Source organism: Rhizobium sp. WSM409 (genome assembly GCF_057653825.1).
The window spans coordinates 491,764-511,806 of record NZ_CM172794.1; the positions used below are offsets into that span (position 1 = coordinate 491,764).

Here is a 20,043-nt window from a genome sequence, read left to right on the forward strand (position 1 = left end):
ACCACCGCGCGCCCGAAATCAACAAAAATCGAAATGGGCGCGTGTAATGCGTAGATGCTGTAAGATGCTCGCCCGAGCCACAGTGTCGGATTCGCTAACATCCTGCGCCCGTCGAACCAAGTGATCAGGGCATCGAAAAGGAAGCAGGCATTGGAGGAGACGGGGAGGGCAGATAAATGCAAACCCGTTTTGTCGTAAAATCAAACGCTTAGTGAAATATTGGCTGGGGAACCTGGATTCGAACCAAGATTAACGGAGTCAGAGTCCGTCGTTCTACCATTGAACTATTCCCCAGCATAAGCGAACCGGCGGGCGGTCGGCTGGTGTGCGGCGCTTATAACCAAAAGCCGGGGGATTGCAAATACCCGATTTGAAAAAAATCGGTGCTGCCGCGGAAAGGTGAAACCGCTGCGAATCCCCTGTCCAAAAAAGAATTTGGCGATTTCGGCGGGCGCTGATATTCTTGCCGCAACGCAAAAATCGAATGAGCGCCTGCTGCATATCTCAAGACTTGCGCGGCGCGATGGAAAAACAACGTGGAAGACCCCGAAGGCGGCGCAAAGCTGCAATTTGACGGGGCGTCGGCGGCAGGGCGCAAGGACGGCAAGAAGTCCAGGCGCCGCAAGGGCAAACGTGGCGGGCAATCCCGCAACGGTGCTCATCCCGCTTCGCATGAGCCGTCCGGCGGTGCCGGACAGCCTGCGCGCCCGATGGAAGATGCAGCCGGCAATCCGGCCCGCAAGCGCAAGCGTCGCCGTCGTGGCGGCCATGGTGCTGTGCAGGATGGTTCACCTCAACCTCATATGATGGAACAGGCCGGAGCGGCAGATCATGCCGCCCGCTCCGATGGCGATTCGGCGCCGAGCCGTCGCAACCGCCGCAAGCATCGCGGCAAGCGCGGTCTGCAGGGCCGGCCGCTAACACCGGCAAAACCATCAGGTGCCCCGCAGCAGGAACGCCGCGCGGAAGAGACGGCGCTCGGTGGCGAACTGCGTGAAACACTGAATGGCGCGAGCGCCAACCGCAGGGGTCGCCAGGAAAGCCATGCCCATCCCGGGCATCAGGGGGATCGTCAGGCCGGCGAACATGTGTGGCCGGAGGAGCTCTATGCTGCCCTCGATCTCGGCACCAACAATTGCCGTCTCCTCATTGCCCAGCCGACTCGTCCGGGACAATTTCGCGTCGTCGACGCCTTTTCCCGCATCGTGCGCCTCGGCGAAGGTCTTGCGGCCAGCGGCCGTCTGTCCGATGAGGCGATGGAGAGGGCGATCGAGGCGCTGAGGATCTGCGCCTCCAAGCTCAGGAACCGGCAGATCCGCCGCATGCGGCTGATCGCCACCGAAGCCTGCCGCCAGGCCGTCAATGGCGAGGAATTCCTCAGCCGGGTCGTTGCCGAAACCGGCCTCGCGCTTGAGATCATCGATCGCGAGACAGAGGCGCGGCTTGCCGTCTCCGGCTGCTCCTCGCTGGTCGGTCGCGAGACGCGCTCCGTCGTGCTCTTCGATATCGGCGGCGGCTCGTCGGAGATTGCCGTCATCCGCATCGGCGACAATCGCTTCAGCCGCCTTGCCAATCACATCACCCACTGGACCTCGTTGCCGGTCGGCGTCGTGACCCTGTCGGAGCGCCATGGCGGGCACGACGTCACGCCGGAGGCCTTCGAAGGCATGGTGCGTGAAGTCGAAGGCATGCTTGGAAGCTTCGATTGCCCGGAGATCGAGGTCGCCCAGACCGGCGACTTTCACCTGATCGGCACATCGGGCACGGTGACGACGCTGGCCGGCGTGCATCTCGACCTGCCGCGTTATGACCGGCGCAAGGTCGATGGCATCTGGCTATCCGACGACGAGGTCTCCGCCATGCAGGCAAAGCTTCTCTCCTGGGATTTCGCAAGCCGTGCCGCCAATCCCTGCATCGGGCCTGACCGGGCCGATCTGGTGCTCGCCGGCTGCGCCATTCTCGAGGCGATCCGCCGCCGCTGGCCGAGCCCGCGCATGCGCGTTGCCGATCGCGGCTTGAGGGAAGGCTTGCTCACCGACATGATGGCCGATGACGGCGTGTGGCGGCGCAACCGCAACCGCCGCGGCCAGCGCGTGAGATCGTGAGATAAGGAATAGGCATGACCAAGGCACCGATCGCGGGAAACCGCACCGGCCGCAAGCTCGGCCAGCGCGTCAAGAACAAGAAGATGAAGGCCTCCTCCCGCCAATGGCTGGAGCGCCACATCAACGATCCCTATGTGCAGCGCGCCCAGCTCGAAGGCTATCGCGCCCGTGCCGCCTTCAAGCTGCTGGAGATCGACGAGAAACATCATATCCTGCGCGGCGCCAGGCGCATTATCGATCTCGGCGCTGCCCCCGGCAGCTGGTCGCAGATCGCCGCCAAAGTCACCGGTTCGACAGATGATGATATTCGTGTGGCTGCGATCGATTTCCTCGAAATGACCCAGCTGCCGGGGGTCAAGATCCTGCAGCTGGATTTCCTCGATCCCAGTGCGCCGGAAAAGCTGTTGGAGGCCGTCGGCGGCACGCCTGATCTCGTCATCTCCGACATGGCGGCGCCCACCACCGGCCACCACCGCACCGACCATCTGCGCACCATGCATCTCTGTGAGGTGGCGGCGCATTTCGCCGTCGAAGTGCTGGGGGAAGGCGGGCACTTCCTCACCAAGACCTTCCAGGGCGGCACCGAGCGTGAGCTGCTTGCCATGCTCAAGCAGAACTTCCGCCAGGTCGTCCATGTCAAACCGAACTCGTCGCGCGCCGAATCAGTCGAGATGTTCCTGCTGGCCAAGGGGTTCAAGGGACGCAAGGCCGAAGGCAACGCAGAGGAAGCTTGATCTTCGGGCCGGTCCCGACGGATGATGGCGATCAACTGCATAACTCCTTAAAACGGTATCGATTTAAGGATAAGATATGCAGCAATGGAAAGCGTTGCCGCGTCCTTTGCGTGTCTGAAGGGCGCACCGCGCTGTCAGGATTTGAACCGCTGATCCCATGCTTCTTTACGTCACGCTCGGAACCAACGACCTCTATCGCGCAGGGCATTTTTATGATGCCGTGCTGTCTCCCCTCGGCTATCGCCGTCAGCGCTCTTCCGAAGAGGAAATCGGCTATTCCGCCGAGGGCGATACGCGCTGCCGCTTCTGGGTGGTGACGCCGTTCAATCACCGCCGGGCAACCTCAGGCAATGGCGCCATGGTGGCGCTTGCAGCCGAAACGCGGGCTGATGTCGATGCCTTCCATGCGGCGGCAATCGCGGCAGGCGCCGTGGATGAGGGCGAGCCCGGCCTGCGCTCCTACCATGCCCAATTCTATGCCGCCTATGTGCGTGATCTCGACGGTAACAAGCTCTCTGCGGTCTGCGAAAACCCGCAGTAGCGGTGCCTTCGCTCCTCGCGCTTTAGGTCTTTGTTTCCACGCATGTCGTTCCCGCAAAACTGCTGCACACTTTTGCGCGACATGCTTTATTTCACCGCGTGCTGTTCGGCTTCAACAGTTGCGGCCGTCATCGTCTTCAAGCGGTGGCCGGAAACGAGTGCGCCGGCATTGCGGTCCATCCGGATGAAGGGAATGGTCGCAATGACGGTCAGTCCGGCGATGATGTAGAAGGCAAGGTGGAAATCGGCGACCTGCAGCGCTTCGCCGCGGAAATAGATCGAGCTCTCCAGGATCGCGGCGGCGACCGCAACGCCGAGCGCCAGGCTGACCTGCTGCATCACCGAACTCATCGATGTCGCCTGGCTGGCTTCCGAATCTTCGATATCGGCGAAGGCAAGCGCATTAACGCCGGTGAACATGAAGGAGCGGGAGAAGCCGCCGAGCAGCAGAACGCCGATGATGACGAGATGCGGCGTCGACGGCGTGAACAGGCCGGTGACGACAGTCACCAGGGTCGTCACCATGGCTGCGCCGAGAAGCGTCGTGCGGAAGCCGGCGGCGGCGAAAACGCGCTTTGCCATGAACTTGGTGGTGATCGCCCCGATCGCGCCTGCAAAGGTGATGAGGCCGGATTGGAACGGCGTCAGCCCGAAGCCGAGCTGCAGCATCAGCGGCGTCAGGAAGGGCATGGCGCCGACGCAAATGCGAAACAGCATGCCGCCCAGGGTGGAGGCCCGAAACGTCGGGTTCTTGAACAGGTTGAGGTTGAGGATCGGCGCCGGATGCCGCTTGGCATGGCGCACGTAGAGGACGCCGCAGATGAGACCGATCAAGGTGGCGGTGACGCCGATGATCGGGGGCAGGGCCGGCAGACTGACCACCGACACGCCGAAGACGACGCCCGCAGCCGAAAGCGAGGTCAGCACGAAACCGGTGAAATCGAGCCGCGGCGGCGCCGTCGCTTCCACCTCCGGCAGAAAGATCGTCGCAAGCCAGATGCCGATGATGCCGACCGGCACGTTGATCAGGAAGATCCAGTGCCAGCTGAAATAGGTGGTGATGAAGCCGCCGAGCGGCGGGCCGGTGAGCGGGCCGACAAGTGCGGGTATGGTGAGCAGCGCCATGGCCGAGACAAGATCGCTACGCTGCGTCGTGCGCACCAGCACGAGGCGGCCGACCGGCGTCATCATCGCGCCGCCCATGCCCTGCAGGAAGCGGGCAAACACGAATTCGACGAGGTTGGACGAAATTGCGCAGAAGATCGAGCCGATGACGAAGACCGAGATGGCAAGGCGGAAGATTTTCTTGGCGCCGAACCTGTCGGCCATCCAGCCGCTGACCGGGATGAACACCGCCAGCGCCACCATGTAGGAGGTCAACGCCAGCTTCAGCGTGATCGGCCCGACATTGAGATCCGCCGCGATCGCCGGCAGCGCCGTCGCAATGACAGTCGAGTCCATCTGTTCCATGAAGAGGGCGACGGCAAGGATCAGCGGGACGATGCGATTCATAGGCGGGAGCCTTGATGGGCGCGGAATGGAGCTGGAAAGGCCGGTGCTGTTTAGTCCCAGCTGCAGGTTCTGCCAATCCCCAAATCCGGGTCGACGACACGTTTGCTTCACGTCTGCGTGAGACGGCTTGCGCATTAACGTCGCTTGTCAAGATTGACATATGTTTACCTGGCGGGAGCAAGAAATCCGGCCGGAATCGACACTGGGGGCCGTGCGGCGACGCTTCGCACGTCATGAAGGATGGACATATGACAATTTCGTCGGGAATAAAGCGGCGCACCCTTTTTGCCGCAGGCCTTGGCCTGCTGGGGGCGCCGGTCATTTTGCGAGAGAAGGCCGAAGCGGCCGCAACTGGAGAACGCAATCATATGGATGGAACGCTTTTGCCCGAGATCAATCAATTCAAGCTCGGTTCCTATACGTTCACCGTCGTCCGTGACGGCACCAGCATTGTCGAAAAGCCCTATGAAACCTTCGGCACCAATCAGGACCCCGAAACCGTCAAGGGATTGCTGACCGCAAACTTCCTGCCGGCCGACAAGTTCATGAATGGCTATACGCCGGCTCTCATCGATACCGGGTCGGATGTCATCCTCGTCGATACCGGCTTCGGCGCTGCCGGCCGCGCACGTGGCGCCGGTCAACTGACCGAAGGCTTGAAGGCGGCGGGATATTCGGCCGACGACGTCACGCTGGTAGCGCTGACCCATCTGCACGGTGATCATATCGGCGGCCTGATGGAAGACGGCGCGGCTGCCTTCAAGAATGCTCGCTATGTCGTCGGCCAGGCGGAATATGATTTCTGGTCGGACAAGGCACGTGAGGGCACACCTGCCGAGGGCGGCCACAAGGCGGTGCTCGCCAATGTCGTACCGTTCGCCGAGAAGACTACTTTTATCAAAGAAGGTGATAGCGTCGCGCCCGGTGTGACTGCGGTGCTGGCGGCCGGCCACTCGCCGGGACATATGGTGTTCCACGTCGAATCCGAGGGCAAACGCCTTGTGCTCACCGGCGATACGGCCAACCATTATATCCTGTCGCTGCTGCGGCCGGATTGGGAGGTGCGCTTCGACATGGACAAGGCGCAGGCTGCCGCCACCCGCCGCAAGGTCTTCGAGATGATTGCGAGCGAGAAGATCGCCTTCCTTGGCTACCACATGCCCTTCCCGGCGGTCGGCTTCGTCGAAAGGCAGGATGGCGGTTATCGCTTCGTGCCGAAGAGCTATCAGTTCGACATCTGATCGGGAGCGGTTCCGCCTTTCGCGGAAGCGCTGGGCCGCTCTAACTTCTTGTTTTTATGCAATTCCGGACGGAAAAGTGCTGAGCGCTTTTCCCGCAATGCTCCTGGCGCATGGCACCCATGACGAGCCTGGCGGACATGCCGGGCTTTTTGCTATTTCCTTCCTGTCATAGACGTGTTACCAGCCCTCGCCAACTTCCAAGCAACCCATGCAGACCGCCGGGGCGGACGATTCGTTTCCGGACAGGGTCGCATTTTTATTAAATGAAGGAATTTGGCCATGGCACGTATCATTGAAACGGCAACCGGCGCAGACGCGCTTACCTTCGACGACGTGCTGCTGCAGCCCGGACATTCCGAGGTCATGCCAGGCCAGACGAATATCTCCACCCGCATCGCCCGCGATTTCGAACTCAACATCCCGATCATTTCATCCGCCATGGATACCGTCACCGAAAGCCGCCTGGCGATCGCCATGGCCCAGGCCGGCGGCCTCGGGGTCATTCATCGCAACCTGACGCCGATCGAACAGGCCGAGCAGGTCCGGCAAGTGAAGAAGTTTGAAAGCGGCATGGTCGTCAATCCGGTGACGATCGGCCCCGATGCGACGCTTGCCGATGCGCTCGGGCTCATGAAGTCCTACAGCATCTCCGGCATCCCTGTCGTCGAGAAGTCCGGCCGCCTCGTTGGCATCCTGACCAACCGCGACGTCCGCTTCGCTTCCGATCAGGAACAGAAGATCCATGAACTGATGACCAAGGACAATCTGGTCACCGTTAAGGAAAACGTCGATCAGCAGGAGGCCAAGCGCCTGCTGCATTCGCACCGCATCGAGAAGCTGCTGGTGGTCGATACCGAAGGCCGCTGCGTCGGCCTCATCACCGTCAAGGATATCGAGAAGTCGCAGCTGAACCCGAACGCTTCCAAGGATGCGCAGGGCAGGCTTCGCGCTGCCGCCGCCATCAGCGTCGGCGATGACGGCTTCGAGCGCGCCGAGCGGCTGATCGAGGCCGGTGTCGACCTTCTGGTCGTCGATACCGCCCATGGCCATTCGCAGCGCGTCCTCGATGCCGTCACCCGCGTCAAGAAGCTTTCCAACTCGGTGCGCATCATGGCCGGCAACGTCGCCACCTATGACGGCACCAGGGCGCTGATCGATGCCGGCGCGGATGCCGTCAAGGTCGGTATCGGCCCGGGCTCGATCTGCACGACGCGCATCGTCGCCGGCGTCGGCGTGCCGCAGCTGGCCGCCATCATGTCGGCGGTGCAGGCCGCGAATGATCAGGACGTGCCCGTCATCGCCGATGGCGGTATCAAGTTCTCCGGCGATCTTGCCAAGGCGATCGCTGCCGGCGCTTCCGCCGTCATGATCGGCTCGCTGCTTGCCGGCACCGATGAGAGCCCGGGCGAGGTCTATCTCTACCAGGGACGCTCCTTCAAGGCCTATCGCGGCATGGGCTCCGTCGGCGCCATGGCCCGCGGCTCGGCCGACCGTTACTTCCAGGCCGAGGTGCGCGACACGCTGAAGCTCGTGCCTGAGGGCATCGAAGGTCAGGTGCCGTACAAGGGGCCGGTTTCGGGCGTCATCCATCAGCTCGCCGGCGGCCTCAAGGCGGCCATGGGTTATGTCGGCGGCAAGGATCTCAAGGATTTCCAGGAGCGGGCCACGTTCGTGCGCATCTCCGGTGCCGGTCTTCGCGAAAGCCACGCCCATGACGTGACGATCACCCGCGAGAGCCCGAACTATCCGGGCGCCGGCCTCTGATCATGAAGGCGGGCAGCGGGATTCCTCTCTGGATCGTCGCGCTGCTCGCAGCCCTCTGCCTTGCCGTGCTCGCCTGGACGACCTTCGGCTTCGTCGTCCCGTTCAAGCATGAAACTGGCCAGGCGGTGCTCGATACCTATTTCGCCGGTTACGACGAGTCGGCGGTCTTCCACATGCAGAAGCTGCTTGATGAGAACGAGACGGCGACCAGGCTGCTGCGCGCCATGTATTTCGGGCCGGAGCTGATCTTTCCGGCCTTGCTGACGGCGCTGCTGTTCCTCGCCTTCCTCAAACTCGGTCCCGGCGGTGCATGGTTCGGCCGATCGGCGCATCCGCTCGTTGGCAAGGCGATCTACCTGCTGCCGTTCATCTACGGCATCGCCGACTACGGCGAGAACATCTCGGGCCTTGTGGCCTTCGGCAAGGGTGCGTCCGCAAGTCTTGCAACACACCTGCTGCCCTGGATGACACGGCTGAAATTCGCAAGCCTTGCCATCTGCTTCATCCTCATCGCCCGGCTCGCCGTCATGCGCTGGCTCTCGTCGCGCTCGGACTGAGGCGCCGTTATTCCATCCAGCTCCATGTCGAAAAGCCGGGACACCTGCGGCGACGTGCCTTAGCGACGCAGGTGTCGATGGGGCGTTGCCCTATGCTGGTATCCAGCTCCCCTTTCGGCTAATGCTCGCGTCGAACGCGGAAGCGGAAAGGAAACGACCAACATATGACCGGCTATCAAATCTTCTGGCCACTGCTCGCCCATGTGGCCCTGGTCTATGGTCTTTATGCGCTTCTTGGGCTTCGGCGCGCAAAAATGGTCCGCGCCGGCAGCATCGTGAAATCGGATTATCGCGAAAACCGCGGCGAGCCGGCCGAAAGCCTTGTCGTCAAGAACTGCCTCGCCAACCAGTTCGAACTGCCGGTGCTCTTCTACGCCTGCTGCATTCTTCTCTATATCACCGAGGCAGACAATCTCGTCGCCCTCGGCCTCGCCTGGGCCTTCGTCGCCCTGCGTTACGCCCATGCCGCCATCCACGTCACCAGCAACGACCTGCGTTATCGCAGCCCGATCTTCGCTGCCGGTTACCTGGTGCTTGGCGCCATGTGGATCTGGCTTGCCGCATGGATGCTGATGAGCTGAGGCGACAGGCGCCGCCGCCCCATTATTTGCCCGTAAGTGTTGCAGGCCGACGACGCAAGTTGCCGGCATCGGCGGCAATATGGCCGCCGGACGTTGAGCCATTCCCAACGATATTGTTTTCACCAAAGTGAAAAGGCTGGAAGACCAGTCAAAACATGCGCCTAACGCGTGCGGCGTAAGGCTGTTGTTCCCGCTGTCGATGAATATTTCAATAACATGGTTACTAATATTTAAATTGATTGGCCTATTTCTGCGCGAGCGAATGATGGTGGGGACGATTTGCGAGCGAGCATGGGCGAAAGGATATCTGGAGCGGCAATCCAAGGGATGGTTATGCTGCGACTTACGGGATTGGCGAGCACTGCGGCGCTGGTGCTGGCTGTAGGGCCGGGATGGGCGCAGGTCATCACCGGCAACGACACGGAGATCGTCGATGGCAACGACCCGGGCGGTACCGGCGCGGGCACGCAACCGAGTCCATGGACAATCAATACCAACCTCATCGTGGGCGATCAGAATGTTGACGATGCAGCCCTTGTCATCCGGAATGGCGGCATAGTCAGCAATGACATCGGCGTGCTCGGTGTCGATCCCGGCGCTGCAGGAACGGTAACGGTTACGGGGACGGGCTCGGCCTGGACCAATTCCGACGACCTCTACGTCGGCCATCGGGGTGTCGGCGTGCTCAATATCGAAGATGGCGGCGTTGTCGACAATATATTCGGCCGTATCGGCTATTTCTCTGGCGCCAGCGGCACGGTGACGGTCACCGGCACCGGCTCGACCTGGACCAACGCCCAGGATCTTTATATCGGCGACAGCGGCACCGGCACTCTGACCATTTCGAATGGCGGCACGGTCAGCAGCACTGCCGGGCTTATCAGCAACGACACGACTGCCATCGGCGAGGTCATCGTCACAGGCACGAACTCGATCTGGAGCAATTCCAGCTATATCTCGGTCGGCGAGGCGGGAGCGGGAACGCTGACCATTTCGAATGGCGGCTCGGTCACTGCGAGTGAAGGTTATGTCGGCTATAGTTCGAACGGCAACGGCGTGGTGAGCGTGACCGATACGGGGTCGAGCTGGATCAATTCCGGCGCGCTGTTCGTGGGCGAATTCGGTTCAGGCAGTATGAGCGTCGAGAATGGCGGCACGGTTTCGGCTTCCGAGGTTATCATCGCCGACGATTCGGGCGCCACGGGAACTGTGCGGATCGCCGGAAGCGCCGCAAACGGGCGCGGCGTCCTGGAGACCGGTTATATCGAGAGAGGCGGTGGTGACGCGGACCTCGTTTTCGATGGCGGTATTCTCAGTGCAACGGGCAACGAGGCGAATTTCCTGCGCGGTTTCAACGCCGGCGAGGTAACGATTGATGCTGGCGGCGCCTTTATCGATACGAACGGCTTTGCCGTCGGCATTGCCACGGATTTGCAAGGCGCCGGTGGCTTGACCAAAAAGGGCAGCGGCACACTGACGCTTTCGGGCACCAGCAGTTTTACCGGTGTGACGACGGTCGAGGCCGGCACGTTGCAGGCGGGCAGCGCCGGTGCCTTCGTGCAGAATGGCGCCTATGCGGTCAATGGCGGCATATTCGATCTCGGCGGCTTCGACCTGACGATGGCGCAGCTTTCGGGAAGCGGCGGCGAGATCGTCATCGGCAGCGCCGAACTCACGCTCGATCAGGCGAACAACACCACCTATGGCGGCATACTCTCCGGCAGCGGCGACTTCACGATGCTGGGCAGCGGCACCTTGCGCCTGACCGGCAACAGTTCGGGCTTTGCCGGCACGACCACGGTTTCGGACGGACGCCTGATCGTCAATGGCAGCCTTGGCGGCATCTTGATGATGACGGGCGGCACGCTGGCCGGGTCGGGTCATATCGGTACGGTGACCGCCGGCGCAGGCGTCACCATCGCGCCGGGCAACTCCATCGGGACATTGACCATCGGCGGCAACCTCACCCTCGATCCCAGTTCCACCTATGAGGTCGAGGTCGATCCGGCTGGCACTGCCAGCGATTTGATCTCGGTCACGGGGACCGCGTTCCTCAACGGCGCCAGCGTTACCCATGTTGGGATGAATGGCGACTACCAGCCTTTCTCCACCTATACGATCCTTACCGCCGCTGGCGGGATCAACGGAACATTCGGCGCCGTCACCTCCGATTATGCCTTCCTGGCGGCGGAGCTCTCCTATGATCTGAACAACGTCTATCTGGAGATCGAACGCAACAACGTGCGTTTCAGCGACATGGCACGGACGCGCAACCAGATGGCCGCGGCAGAGGCTGCAGAGAATCTCGGAACTGGCAACGATATCTACGACGCCATCGTCACATTGCCCGATGACGAGCCGCTGATTCAGGCCAGTTACGACGCGCTTTCCGGTGAAATCCATGGCTCGATCAAAACGGCGCTGATTACGCAAAGCCTCTTTGTCCGCGAGGCCGCCAACGAACGTCTGCGTTCCGCGTTTAGCGACGCCAGTGCTGGCGTAATCCCGATACAGGCTTTGTGGCCGGGCGGTCCGGAACTCATCGCTGCCAATCCTTCGGACGCGCCGGTTTTCTGGAGCACGGCTTTTGGCGGCGCAAGCGAGACACGCACGGACGGCAATGCCGCCACCCTCAACCACCAGACCGGCGGGCTTCTCGCTCTCGTCGACGCCATGTTCGATGACGCCAGGCTGGGCCTGATGGCCGGTTACAGCAATTCCCAATTCGACCCGCGGCACCGAAGCTCATCGGGATCGAGCGACGATTATCACCTCGGCCTTTACGCGGGCACGCAATGGGGCGGTCTCGCCTTCCGCACCGGTCTCGCTCATACGTGGCACGAGATCGAGACCAGCCGCAGCGTCGCTATTGGAAGCTTCGAGGACAGGCTGGAAGCAAGCTATAATGCCGGCACGCTGCAGGCATTTGCGGAGCTGGGCTATCGGTTTGATACGGCGGCGGCCACTTTCGAGCCTTTCGTCAATCTCGCCCATATCGGCATTCGAACGGCGGGCTTCACCGAAGAGGGCGGGGCGGCAGCGCTCGACAGCTCCAGCCGCATGACCAACACCACCATCACCACGCTTGGCCTGCATGCCGAAATGGAGGTTCGCTTGGGCGAGACGAACGCCACCCTGCGCGGCATGTCAGGCTGGCGGCATGCCGCCGGCGACATCGTTCCGGTGTCGACGCATGCTTTTGCCGGAGGCGACGCGTTCGCCGTCGCCGGCGTGCCGGTGGCAGAGAACGCCTTCGTTCTCGACGCCGGGCTCGACTTCGACCTCACCGAAAGCTCCATCCTCGGCATCGCCTATTCCGGCCAGATTGCCGATAACGCGCAGCAGCATGGGGCCAAAGCGACGCTGTCGGTGAAATTCTAAAAACGTCCCGATTTAAATACGAGATGCATTGCAGCGCTCCCGCGTCTTTTCAGACGCGCAAGAACATTGCAACACTTTGAGTTGCAGCATAATGCCGTAGAGCCCCGTTTTTCATACGCTTTTGCCGGTCGTTAAAATGCGAGTGTTTCCATTTACGGCCGATGAAGACCTGCATGTCATGCCTTCCGCCGCGAACAAAAAGAATGGGAACGACATGGGCGCGGAAAGCATGGATCGGATCGGCTTGCGCAGAAAGCCGAAGCAGGAGCGCAGCATCCAGAGGCTGGACCTCATTCTCGCCGCCGCCGCCAAGATCATCGCCGAAAAGGGTGTCAGCGCCATGCGGATGACGGAGCTCGCCGCTGCAGCCAAGGTGCCGATCGGTTCGGTCTACCAGTATTTCCCGGAGAAGGCGGCGATCGTCAAAGCCCTGTTCGACCAGCATGCCTCGGCGATCCAGACGAAGATGGCGGCGATGTTTGCCGACGTACGGTCACTCGACCAGGCGCTGGACGTGGTCTGCGCCACCATCGACTGGTATTACGATTCCTACCACGACGATCCCGTCTATCTCGGTGTCTGGATGGGAACGGAGACCGATCAGGATCTGTTGCAGCTGAATATTGAGCATAGCGGTCACGTCGCCGGCATCTTCCGTGACGCCGTGCGTCAGCTGGCCCCCGACCTTTGCGACGAAGAAATGTATGCGCGCACTTACCTGTTCAGCCACCTGATCGGCGCCGTGATCCGACTTGCCGCCGTCAGCGAGGAGGCCTTGGCACGGCGTATGCTCGATGAGTGGAAGCGCGTCATCCGCGCCTCTCTTTTCACCGCGACCGTGCCGGCTGCTGCCTGAGAACTCTTACCAGCTTGGCACCATATTGGCCGCCTTCAACCGCGGATAAAGGCGCGCCTGGGCGGATTTGACGTCCGCCTCCAGGCTGTCGTCGACGACAGTGGGCGTGATATTGTCGAGGCAGGCGGTGATATGCGCGGTGATCGCGTTCATCAGCGAAAGCGAAACGCCCGGCCGCTTCATGATGCCGATCTGCACCGGCGGCAGCGCTGGAAAACCGTCCGCCTGGCTCAGCACCTTCATGCCCGTCCGCAGCGCCGATTCCGGCATCACCGAAACCGCCATGCCGGCCAGCACGGCGGCGGCAACAACGGTGCAGGACCAGCTGGTGAACAGGATCTGGTGCTCGCGTCCCACGGCATCGAGCGCCGAGCAGGCGAGCTGGCGCCACTGGCAGTCACGCCGACCGACGGCAAGCGGTACCGGCGCGTCGTCGCGGATCGGATGGTTGGCCGAGCCCACCCAGCAGAGCGGCTCGGTTCTCACCACATCGGACATGCGCTCCCGCGGATTATGGGTGACGAGCGCGATGTCGAGCTCGCCCTTATGCATGCGTTCGGCAAGATCCACCGAGGGCTCGCAGACGATATAGAGCTCGACATTCGGGTGCGTCTTGGCGAAGCGGCCGATGATTTCGGGCATGTAGCGGTCGGCATAATCATCGGGCGTGCCGATGCGCAGCGTCCCCTCCAGCCTGTTGTCGTCGAAGGCGGCGATAGCCTCATTGTTGAGGCGGATGATGCGCCGCGCATAGTTGAGCAGCTTTTCGCCCTCGACCGTCAGCCGGTTTCCCCGCCCGTCCTTGATGAACAGCTGCTTGCCGATGCGTTCCTCGAGACGGCGCATCTGCATGGAGACGGCCGATTGGGTCTTGTAGACCCTGTCGGCGGCCTTGGTGAAGCTGCCGGAATCGACGATGGCGATGAAAGTCTGCAATTGGTCGAGATCAAGAGGCGCGGACATGTTGTCACCCATAAAGATAGCTGATGATAATCATTAGAAACATTCGTTGGACTGATCAATAGGTCTTTGGCATCTTCGGGATGCAAATCAAGCAAAGTGAAGGACAGACACCCTGCCTGTCCGAGCCAATTCCGCCTTGCTCCTTCCCGTGCGACCTCGCGTGGAGGGGTGGGTTGTTGCGCGCCTGAAAGAAATCGAAAGAAAGGAGAGTCCCATGCGGATGACAGACAGAACAATAGAACTCGACTGCGGCAAGCTCACCCCGACGTTTCCCCAGCGTCTGGCAGCAGGCCTCGCACCGTTGACCTCCCTCGTTCGCGGGTTCCGCAATCGCATGGAGATCAACACGCTGCACGATCTGAGCGACGCTCAGCTGAGGGATATCGGCCTTAACAGAGCCGACCTGACCTCCGCGTTCCTGGCATCGACCTTTTTCGAGGACCCGTCGGAACATCTGACGCGCTCGGCGCGCAATCGCTGGCGCCTGTCGCTCTTCCGCTCCTACGAACAGTAGGAGCGGCGAGTTTCCCCGCAGGGTGATAGCCAATAGCCCTGCCGCTTGACCCGGTGATCGGCTTTCCCAAGCCATCTCCGGGTTTTTTTATGCGCTAAACCATGTCGCGCAAAGTGTGCCGCGGTTTGGCGATAGCGACATGCGTAAAAATCTACAGTGCTATTCACTCTTGTCCGAGGAGGGCTTAGGCCGATAGGTTTCGAAGATCGCTTCCAGGTTCCTCTGGTAGTTCTTCTGCACTTCCAGTCCGCTGTCGAACATGGCGTTCAGCATCTCGGTATAGCTGTCGGCATTGAGCTTCGCCTCTTCCTTCGGCGCCTCCGGCGTCTTGGTCTTAGTCTGCGCCGCCGGCTGCTGGCCGAGCCCGCCCATCATCTCCTGGAAGGCCTTGGCGAAGGGATTGTCGAGGAAGGGGTTCGGCTGAGATGTCGCTTCCGGCTTCGGTACCGAAAACATCAGCTGCATCGCCTGGGTGAAGGGATTGTCGAAGATGCTGGGGTCCGGGGTCGTCTTCGGCTTCGGCGCAAAGCCGGTGCTTTCCAGCCATTTCTGCATGGTCTCGCCCATCGCCGTGTTGACGAAGGGGTTGACCGGCGAGGCCATCTGGCCGGTCGTCTGTTTAAAGAGCCCGCCCATCAGCGTATCGGCCAGCACCGGCAGCATCCGCTTATAAATATCCTGGCCGATACCGGTCATCTGTGCCGCCTGGGCGGCGACCGCGCGCGAAACCTCCTTCGAGCCGAAGAGCTGGGCAAGGATGTTGTTGCCGTCGGAAATACCCTCTGGCGTGAACGCCCGGTTCATATCCTCGAAATATCGCGCATAGTTGCCGGAGGAGACCGCCTGCATCAGCCCGACGAAATCATAGGGATTGCTGGTGCTGCGCTTCAGCCCGGCGGAAAAGGCCGGCATCAGCGCCGCCATTGCCTTCGTCGCTTGTTCCTGCGCGAGGTTGAACTGCCGGGCGATCGCCTCCATCGCCGCGCCGTTCTGCGCCTGCATCATCATGTCGAAGAGTGGCAGCATGGAAGTCCCTTTCCCCGGGTCGTGACGCGTTGTAACGCCACTATAACCGGAAATGGCAATGAGCAAACTGCTTTTTGCCATAAGAACTTAGGGAGGAATTTAGCGAGAGCATGCGGCCGAGGCTCCAGCGGCGGGTCGGTGGAGCACGCGAGCGCCGTGCGTGCTTTCTGACGCACAAAGGACGCTCCAACTCTTTCGATCCTCGCATCGTGCTTTCCGAAAATCGATTCCGATTTTCGGAAAGCACGATGCGCTAGGTCGCCGGCCTTCACTTCCGCTGCTCGGAAACAGGCGAAAACAGCGGCTGTCAGAGCGATTCCAGGAAAAGGGGAACCGGGGTCGGACTCAGTACTGATAGTCCTCAAAGACCGGCTCCACGGAGCCGTGCCAGCGGCCGTGATAGAGCGACAGCAAATCCTCGGCGAGCGTCGCCTTCTTGGCGAGCACCTCGTCGAGCGGCGCCAGGAAGATCGTCTCGTCCTGGCCTTCCCGGTTGAGCTTGCCGCGCGCCTTGAGACCGGCCCTTGATATGCCGACCACTTCGCGCGCCATGTCGAAGAGCGGGTGCCCGCGGAATTGCGCCTTCAACCCTTCGGCGGGAACCGCATTGCGCAGGGCGCTGATCTCGGCAAAGGTCCAATCCTTCGTCAACTCGTCGGCAGCATCGAGTGCGGCATCATCGTAGAGCAGGCCGACCCAGAAGGCCGGCAGCGCACAGATGCGCCGCCACGGGCCGCCGTCGGCGCCGCGCATTTCGAGGAAACGCTTCAGCCGCACGTCGGGGAAAAGTGTCGAAAGATGGTTCGTCCAGTCCCCCATCGTCGGCGCCGGATCGGCGACCTCGCCCTTCAATGCGCCGTTCATGAACTGGCGGAAGGTGACATGGGTGCAGTCGTGATAGCGGCCGTCGCGGACGATGAAATACATCGGCGCGTCGAGGGCCCATTCGGCATAGTCGCGGAAGCCGAAATCGTCGCGGAAGCTGAAATCGAGCAGGCCGGCGCGCCGATTGTCGACATCGCGCCAGATGTCACCGCGCCAGGAGAGCAGCCCGTTCGGCTTGCCCTCGGTGAAGGGCGAGGATGCGAAAAGCGCGGTCGCCAGCGATTGCAGCTTCATCGAAACGCGCATTTTCTTGCGCATGTCGGCTTCCGAGGAAAAATCGAGGTTCACCTGGATCGTGCAGGTGCGGTACATCATGTCGAGACCCTGGGTACCGACCTTCGGCATATAGCGGGTCATGATCTCGTAGCGTGATTTCGGCATCTGCGGGGTTTCCGCGTAGGTCCATTTCGGGCTGCCACCGATACCGAGGAAGCGGATGCCCATCGGCTCGGCGATTTCGCGCAGCGTCGCCAGATGCTGGTTCGATTCCTTGCAGGTCTCGTGGATCGTCTCCAGCGGTGCGCCGGAGAGTTCGAACTGGCCGCCGGGCTCGATCGAGATCGCGCCCATGCCGTTCTGCTCGGCAAGCCCGATGATGTTGCCGCCGTCGGTGATCGGCTCCCAGCCGCTTTTTTTCTGCAGGCCGCTCAAGAGGGCCGAAATGCTGGCATCGCCGAAATAGGGAACCGGGCTATTGTCGGCGCGGAAGAAGGCGAATTTCTCGTGTTCGGTGCCGATCCGGAAGCGCTCCCGCGGCTTGTTGCCCGCGGCGATATAATCGGTCAGATCCTGGACCGAAGAGAGCGGTGTCTGGTCGGTAGTGTCGCGGGCCATGCGGGATACCTGTATTCAAAAAGGCGCCCGGGGGGCCGGGCGGTTGGAAGGCTGATTAGGACCCAAGCCACCCATGTTGCAAGTGAAATTCTTTCAACGACGCATCAAAAAACAACAGCGATTTCCATGTCAACCCGTTTTCGACCTTAGTTCCAGTCGCCGATCGCCGCCTGGACCACCGCCAGGGCCGCAACGGCTGCCGTATCGGCCCGCAGGATGCGCGGTCCGAGCGGAATGGCCGTGACGAAATCGAGGCTTCGAAGCCGCGCCCGCTCTTCTTCCGAAAAGCCGCCTTCCGGCCCGACGAGCAGAGCGAGATGTCTTTCCCTGATCGCCGAGAGCACCGGCAGCGGGTTCTGCCCGGCATCGCCCTCGTCGCAATAGATGATGCGGCGCTCGCTCGGCCAGCGGTCGAGCAGGTCGAGAAGCCTCACCGGTTCGGCCACGTCGGGAATGCCGAGAATGCCGCATTGCTCCGCCGCTTCGACGACATTGCCGCGCAGCTTGTCGAGATTGGTGATCTTGCCCTGCACGTGCTGGGTCATGACCGGCTGCAGCAGGCCGGCGCCCATTTCGACCGCCTTCTGCACGAGGTAGTCCATCCGGCCGACCTTGAGCGGCGCAAAGAGATAATGCAGGTCGCAAGGCTGCGGCTGCGGCCGTGTCTCTTCGGTTGCCGTCAAAAGGATGCGTTTGCGCGTGGGGAAGGTAAGGGTTGCCTTCCACTCGCCGTCGCGGCCGTTGAAGAGCAGGATCTCCCCACCGTCCTCCATCCTCAGCACATTGGCGAGATAGTTGAACTGATCGGCATTCGCCTCCACGCCGGCACCGCGCGTAAGCGGCGCGTCGACGAAAAGCCGTTGCATGCGAAAATTGGCGCGCATTAAAAAACTCGGGGTCTCAAAGCATGCCTCGTAAAACTGTGCAGCGGTTTTGCGATCATGACACGCTAGAAAATAAAGACCTAAAGCACGGCGCCGGGACAAATCGCGACGCGCTTTAGACGAAGAGCGCGAACATAACCCAATAAATCATTGCCGCAAGCGCTGCCGAAACCGGCACGGTGACAATCCAGGCGGCGATGATCGTCATGAAATGCGAACGGCGCACGAGATAGCGCCGCCGCGTCTCGTGGATATTCGGCTCTTCCGGCTCGTCGATATCAAAGCTCTCGGCCTTGCGCCTGATATAGGCGATGCGACGCTTCGAATGGCGCGTATACCATTCGCGGAAGAATCCGACGCCGAAGACGGCGCCGACGGCGATATGTGTGGTGCTGACCGGCAGACCGAGCCAGGAGGCGACGATGACGGTAAAAGCTGTCGACAGCGCCACGCAATAGGCCCGCATCGGATTGAGCTTGGTAATTTCCTCGCCGACGAGGCGGATCAGGCGCGGCCCGAAGAGCAGCAGACCGACGGAGATGCCTAGGGCGCCGATCAGCATCACCCAGAGCGGCGGATGCCCGATGCCGCCGCCGCCGCCGATGCCGACCGAATGGACGATCGCCGACAGCGGCCCGACCGCGTTCGAAACGTCGTTTGCGCCATGCGCGAAGGACAGCAGCGCCGCAGAGCCGATCAGCGGCAGCCGGAACAGCGTTCGCAGCGAGCTGTTGCGGTTTTCGAGCTCCCGCGCTTGGGCGAGAACGAGTGGCCGGGCGGCAAGCCAGCTCACCAGCCCGATGCCGATTCCGATGAGGAGGACGGTCAGCGGCGGGAACCTGCCCGGGGGCGACAGCTGCAGCACCATATAGGCCATGAAGCCGCCCGCCATCACCGCGACCAGCACCGGCACCCAGCGCTGTGCCGCCGCTACTTTGTCGTCGCGGTAGATGATCAGGGTCTTGACGAGATAAAGCAGCCCGGCGGCGATCAGCCCGCCGATCAGCGGGGAGGTGATCCAGCTCGAGGTGATCTCCAGCATTACCTGCCAGTTCACCGGTTCCGGCCCGACGGCTGAGATGCCGGCGCCGATCACCGCGCCGACGATAGCATGGGTGGTGGAAACCGGCGCGTTCATCCAGGTTGCGAGGTTGATCCAGAGAGCCGCCGCCATCAGCGCCGCCATCATGATCCAGCCGAGCAGCGCCGGCGGTACCTGGACGGCGTCGACGATGTTTGAGGAAATCGTCTTGACGACCTCGCCGCCGGCGATCGTGGCGCCAAGAACTTCGAAAATCGCAGCGATGACCAATGCTTGGCCCATCGTCATGGCGCGCGCCCCGACGGCGGCACCGACATTGTTGGTCACGTCGTTGGCGCCGATGTTCATCGCCATATAGCCGGCAAGGGCGGCGGCCGCGATGACGAGCATCGCTCCCGGCCGGTCGAATACATAGACGCCGGCAAAGAGCATGGCCAGACCGACGAAGATCAGCCCGAGACCAGGCGCCACCAGCCGCCGCAAAACATGCTTCGCCACGTCCTCGGCATGGGTGATCTTGTCGAGGTCCTTGTCGAGCGTGCGTTTCGTGAGGACTGCGGGACGTGGCGGCATTCTTTTTCCTGAGGATGAATCTGCTTCTACGCTGCTTTCCTAGCAGTGCAA

The 20,043-nt window shown here is 61.7% G+C and carries 16 protein-coding genes and 1 tRNA gene; 10 read left to right on the forward strand and 7 right to left on the reverse strand.

The features are described 5' to 3' along the window. Positions 1 to 220: 220 nt before the first annotated feature. A tRNA-Gln gene (locus AC25BC_RS02370) sits at positions 221 to 294 on the reverse strand. A gap of 242 nt (positions 295 to 536) precedes the next feature. Between AC25BC_RS02370 and AC25BC_RS02375 the strand changes: the two genes are divergently transcribed. The 3 genes from AC25BC_RS02375 (at position 537) to AC25BC_RS02385 (ending at position 3,380) form a co-directional block, all read left to right on the forward strand. Continuing rightward, a complete protein-coding gene (locus AC25BC_RS02375) occupies positions 537 to 2,105 on the forward strand; it encodes a Ppx/GppA phosphatase family protein (protein ID WP_128440015.1) in 1,569 nt (522 codons plus the stop codon). Positions 2,106 to 2,119: 14 nt separating this feature from the next. Beyond that, entirely contained in the window at positions 2,120 to 2,839 is a 720-nt protein-coding gene (locus AC25BC_RS02380) for an RlmE family RNA methyltransferase (RefSeq protein ID WP_113547243.1), read from the forward strand. A gap of 157 nt (positions 2,840 to 2,996) precedes the next feature. Beyond that, on the forward strand, positions 2,997 to 3,380 hold the full coding sequence (locus tag AC25BC_RS02385) for a VOC family protein (protein WP_012756167.1): 384 nt from the start codon (positions 2,997 to 2,999) through the stop codon (positions 3,378 to 3,380). Between the two features lie 86 nt (positions 3,381 to 3,466). Here the strand turns inward: AC25BC_RS02385 and AC25BC_RS02390 are convergent, their stop codons facing one another. Beyond that, entirely contained in the window at positions 3,467 to 4,891 is a 1,425-nt protein-coding gene (locus tag AC25BC_RS02390) for a DHA2 family efflux MFS transporter permease subunit (RefSeq protein ID WP_128440016.1), read from the reverse strand. Positions 4,892 to 5,139: 248 nt separating this feature from the next. On the opposite strand from AC25BC_RS02390, the gene AC25BC_RS02395 reads away from it, so the two are divergent. The 6 genes from AC25BC_RS02395 (at position 5,140) to AC25BC_RS02420 (ending at position 13,271) form a co-directional block, all read left to right on the forward strand. Continuing rightward, positions 5,140 to 6,132: an MBL fold metallo-hydrolase gene (locus AC25BC_RS02395; protein ID WP_012756169.1), complete on the forward strand. Its 993-nt coding sequence runs from the start codon at positions 5,140 to 5,142 to the stop codon at positions 6,130 to 6,132. Between the two features lie 279 nt (positions 6,133 to 6,411). After that, a complete protein-coding gene (guaB, locus tag AC25BC_RS02400) occupies positions 6,412 to 7,896 on the forward strand; it encodes an IMP dehydrogenase (protein ID WP_128440017.1) in 1,485 nt (494 codons plus the stop codon). Between the two features lie 2 nt (positions 7,897 to 7,898). Then, entirely contained in the window at positions 7,899 to 8,453 is a 555-nt protein-coding gene (locus tag AC25BC_RS02405; protein WP_128440018.1) for a hypothetical protein, read from the forward strand. A gap of 164 nt (positions 8,454 to 8,617) precedes the next feature. Further along, a complete protein-coding gene (locus tag AC25BC_RS02410) occupies positions 8,618 to 9,034 on the forward strand; it encodes an MAPEG family protein (RefSeq protein ID WP_128440019.1) in 417 nt (138 codons plus the stop codon). A 333-nt stretch (positions 9,035 to 9,367) separates the two neighbouring features. Then, the gene (locus AC25BC_RS02415; protein WP_245459901.1) at positions 9,368 to 12,415 is read left to right on the forward strand and encodes an autotransporter outer membrane beta-barrel domain-containing protein; all 3,048 of its coding nucleotides are present in this window, start codon (positions 9,368 to 9,370) and stop codon (positions 12,413 to 12,415) included. A 214-nt stretch (positions 12,416 to 12,629) separates the two neighbouring features. Then, on the forward strand, positions 12,630 to 13,271 hold the full coding sequence (locus AC25BC_RS02420; RefSeq protein WP_113547273.1) for a TetR/AcrR family transcriptional regulator: 642 nt from the start codon (positions 12,630 to 12,632) through the stop codon (positions 13,269 to 13,271). 6 nt (positions 13,272 to 13,277) lie between these two features. On the opposite strand, the gene AC25BC_RS02425 is transcribed toward AC25BC_RS02420, so the two are convergent. Beyond that, the gene (locus AC25BC_RS02425) at positions 13,278 to 14,234 is read right to left on the reverse strand and encodes a LysR substrate-binding domain-containing protein (protein ID WP_032986695.1); all 957 of its coding nucleotides are present in this window, start codon (positions 14,232 to 14,234) and stop codon (positions 13,278 to 13,280) included. Positions 14,235 to 14,448: 214 nt separating this feature from the next. On the opposite strand from AC25BC_RS02425, the gene AC25BC_RS02430 reads away from it, so the two are divergent. Continuing rightward, entirely contained in the window at positions 14,449 to 14,748 is a 300-nt protein-coding gene (locus AC25BC_RS02430) for a DUF1127 domain-containing protein (RefSeq protein WP_128440021.1), read from the forward strand. A gap of 159 nt (positions 14,749 to 14,907) precedes the next feature. Here the strand turns inward: AC25BC_RS02430 and AC25BC_RS02435 are convergent, their stop codons facing one another. The 4 genes from AC25BC_RS02435 to AC25BC_RS02450 form a co-directional block, all read right to left on the reverse strand. Beyond that, positions 14,908 to 15,774 (reverse strand): DUF937 domain-containing protein, encoded by an 867-nt coding sequence (locus AC25BC_RS02435; protein WP_012756176.1) that lies wholly within the window; start codon positions 15,772 to 15,774, stop codon positions 14,908 to 14,910. 345 nt (positions 15,775 to 16,119) lie between these two features. Further along, a complete protein-coding gene (locus AC25BC_RS02440) occupies positions 16,120 to 17,493 on the reverse strand; it encodes a glutamate--cysteine ligase (RefSeq protein WP_113547250.1) in 1,374 nt (457 codons plus the stop codon). 146 nt (positions 17,494 to 17,639) lie between these two features. Then, complete coding sequence (locus AC25BC_RS02445) at positions 17,640 to 18,377, reverse strand: 16S rRNA (uracil(1498)-N(3))-methyltransferase (RefSeq protein WP_017993038.1); 738 nt, start codon at positions 18,375 to 18,377, stop codon at positions 17,640 to 17,642. A gap of 115 nt (positions 18,378 to 18,492) precedes the next feature. Further along, on the reverse strand, positions 18,493 to 19,992 hold the full coding sequence (locus AC25BC_RS02450; protein WP_017993039.1) for an inorganic phosphate transporter: 1,500 nt from the start codon (positions 19,990 to 19,992) through the stop codon (positions 18,493 to 18,495). Between the last annotated feature and the right edge of the window lie 51 nt (positions 19,993 to 20,043).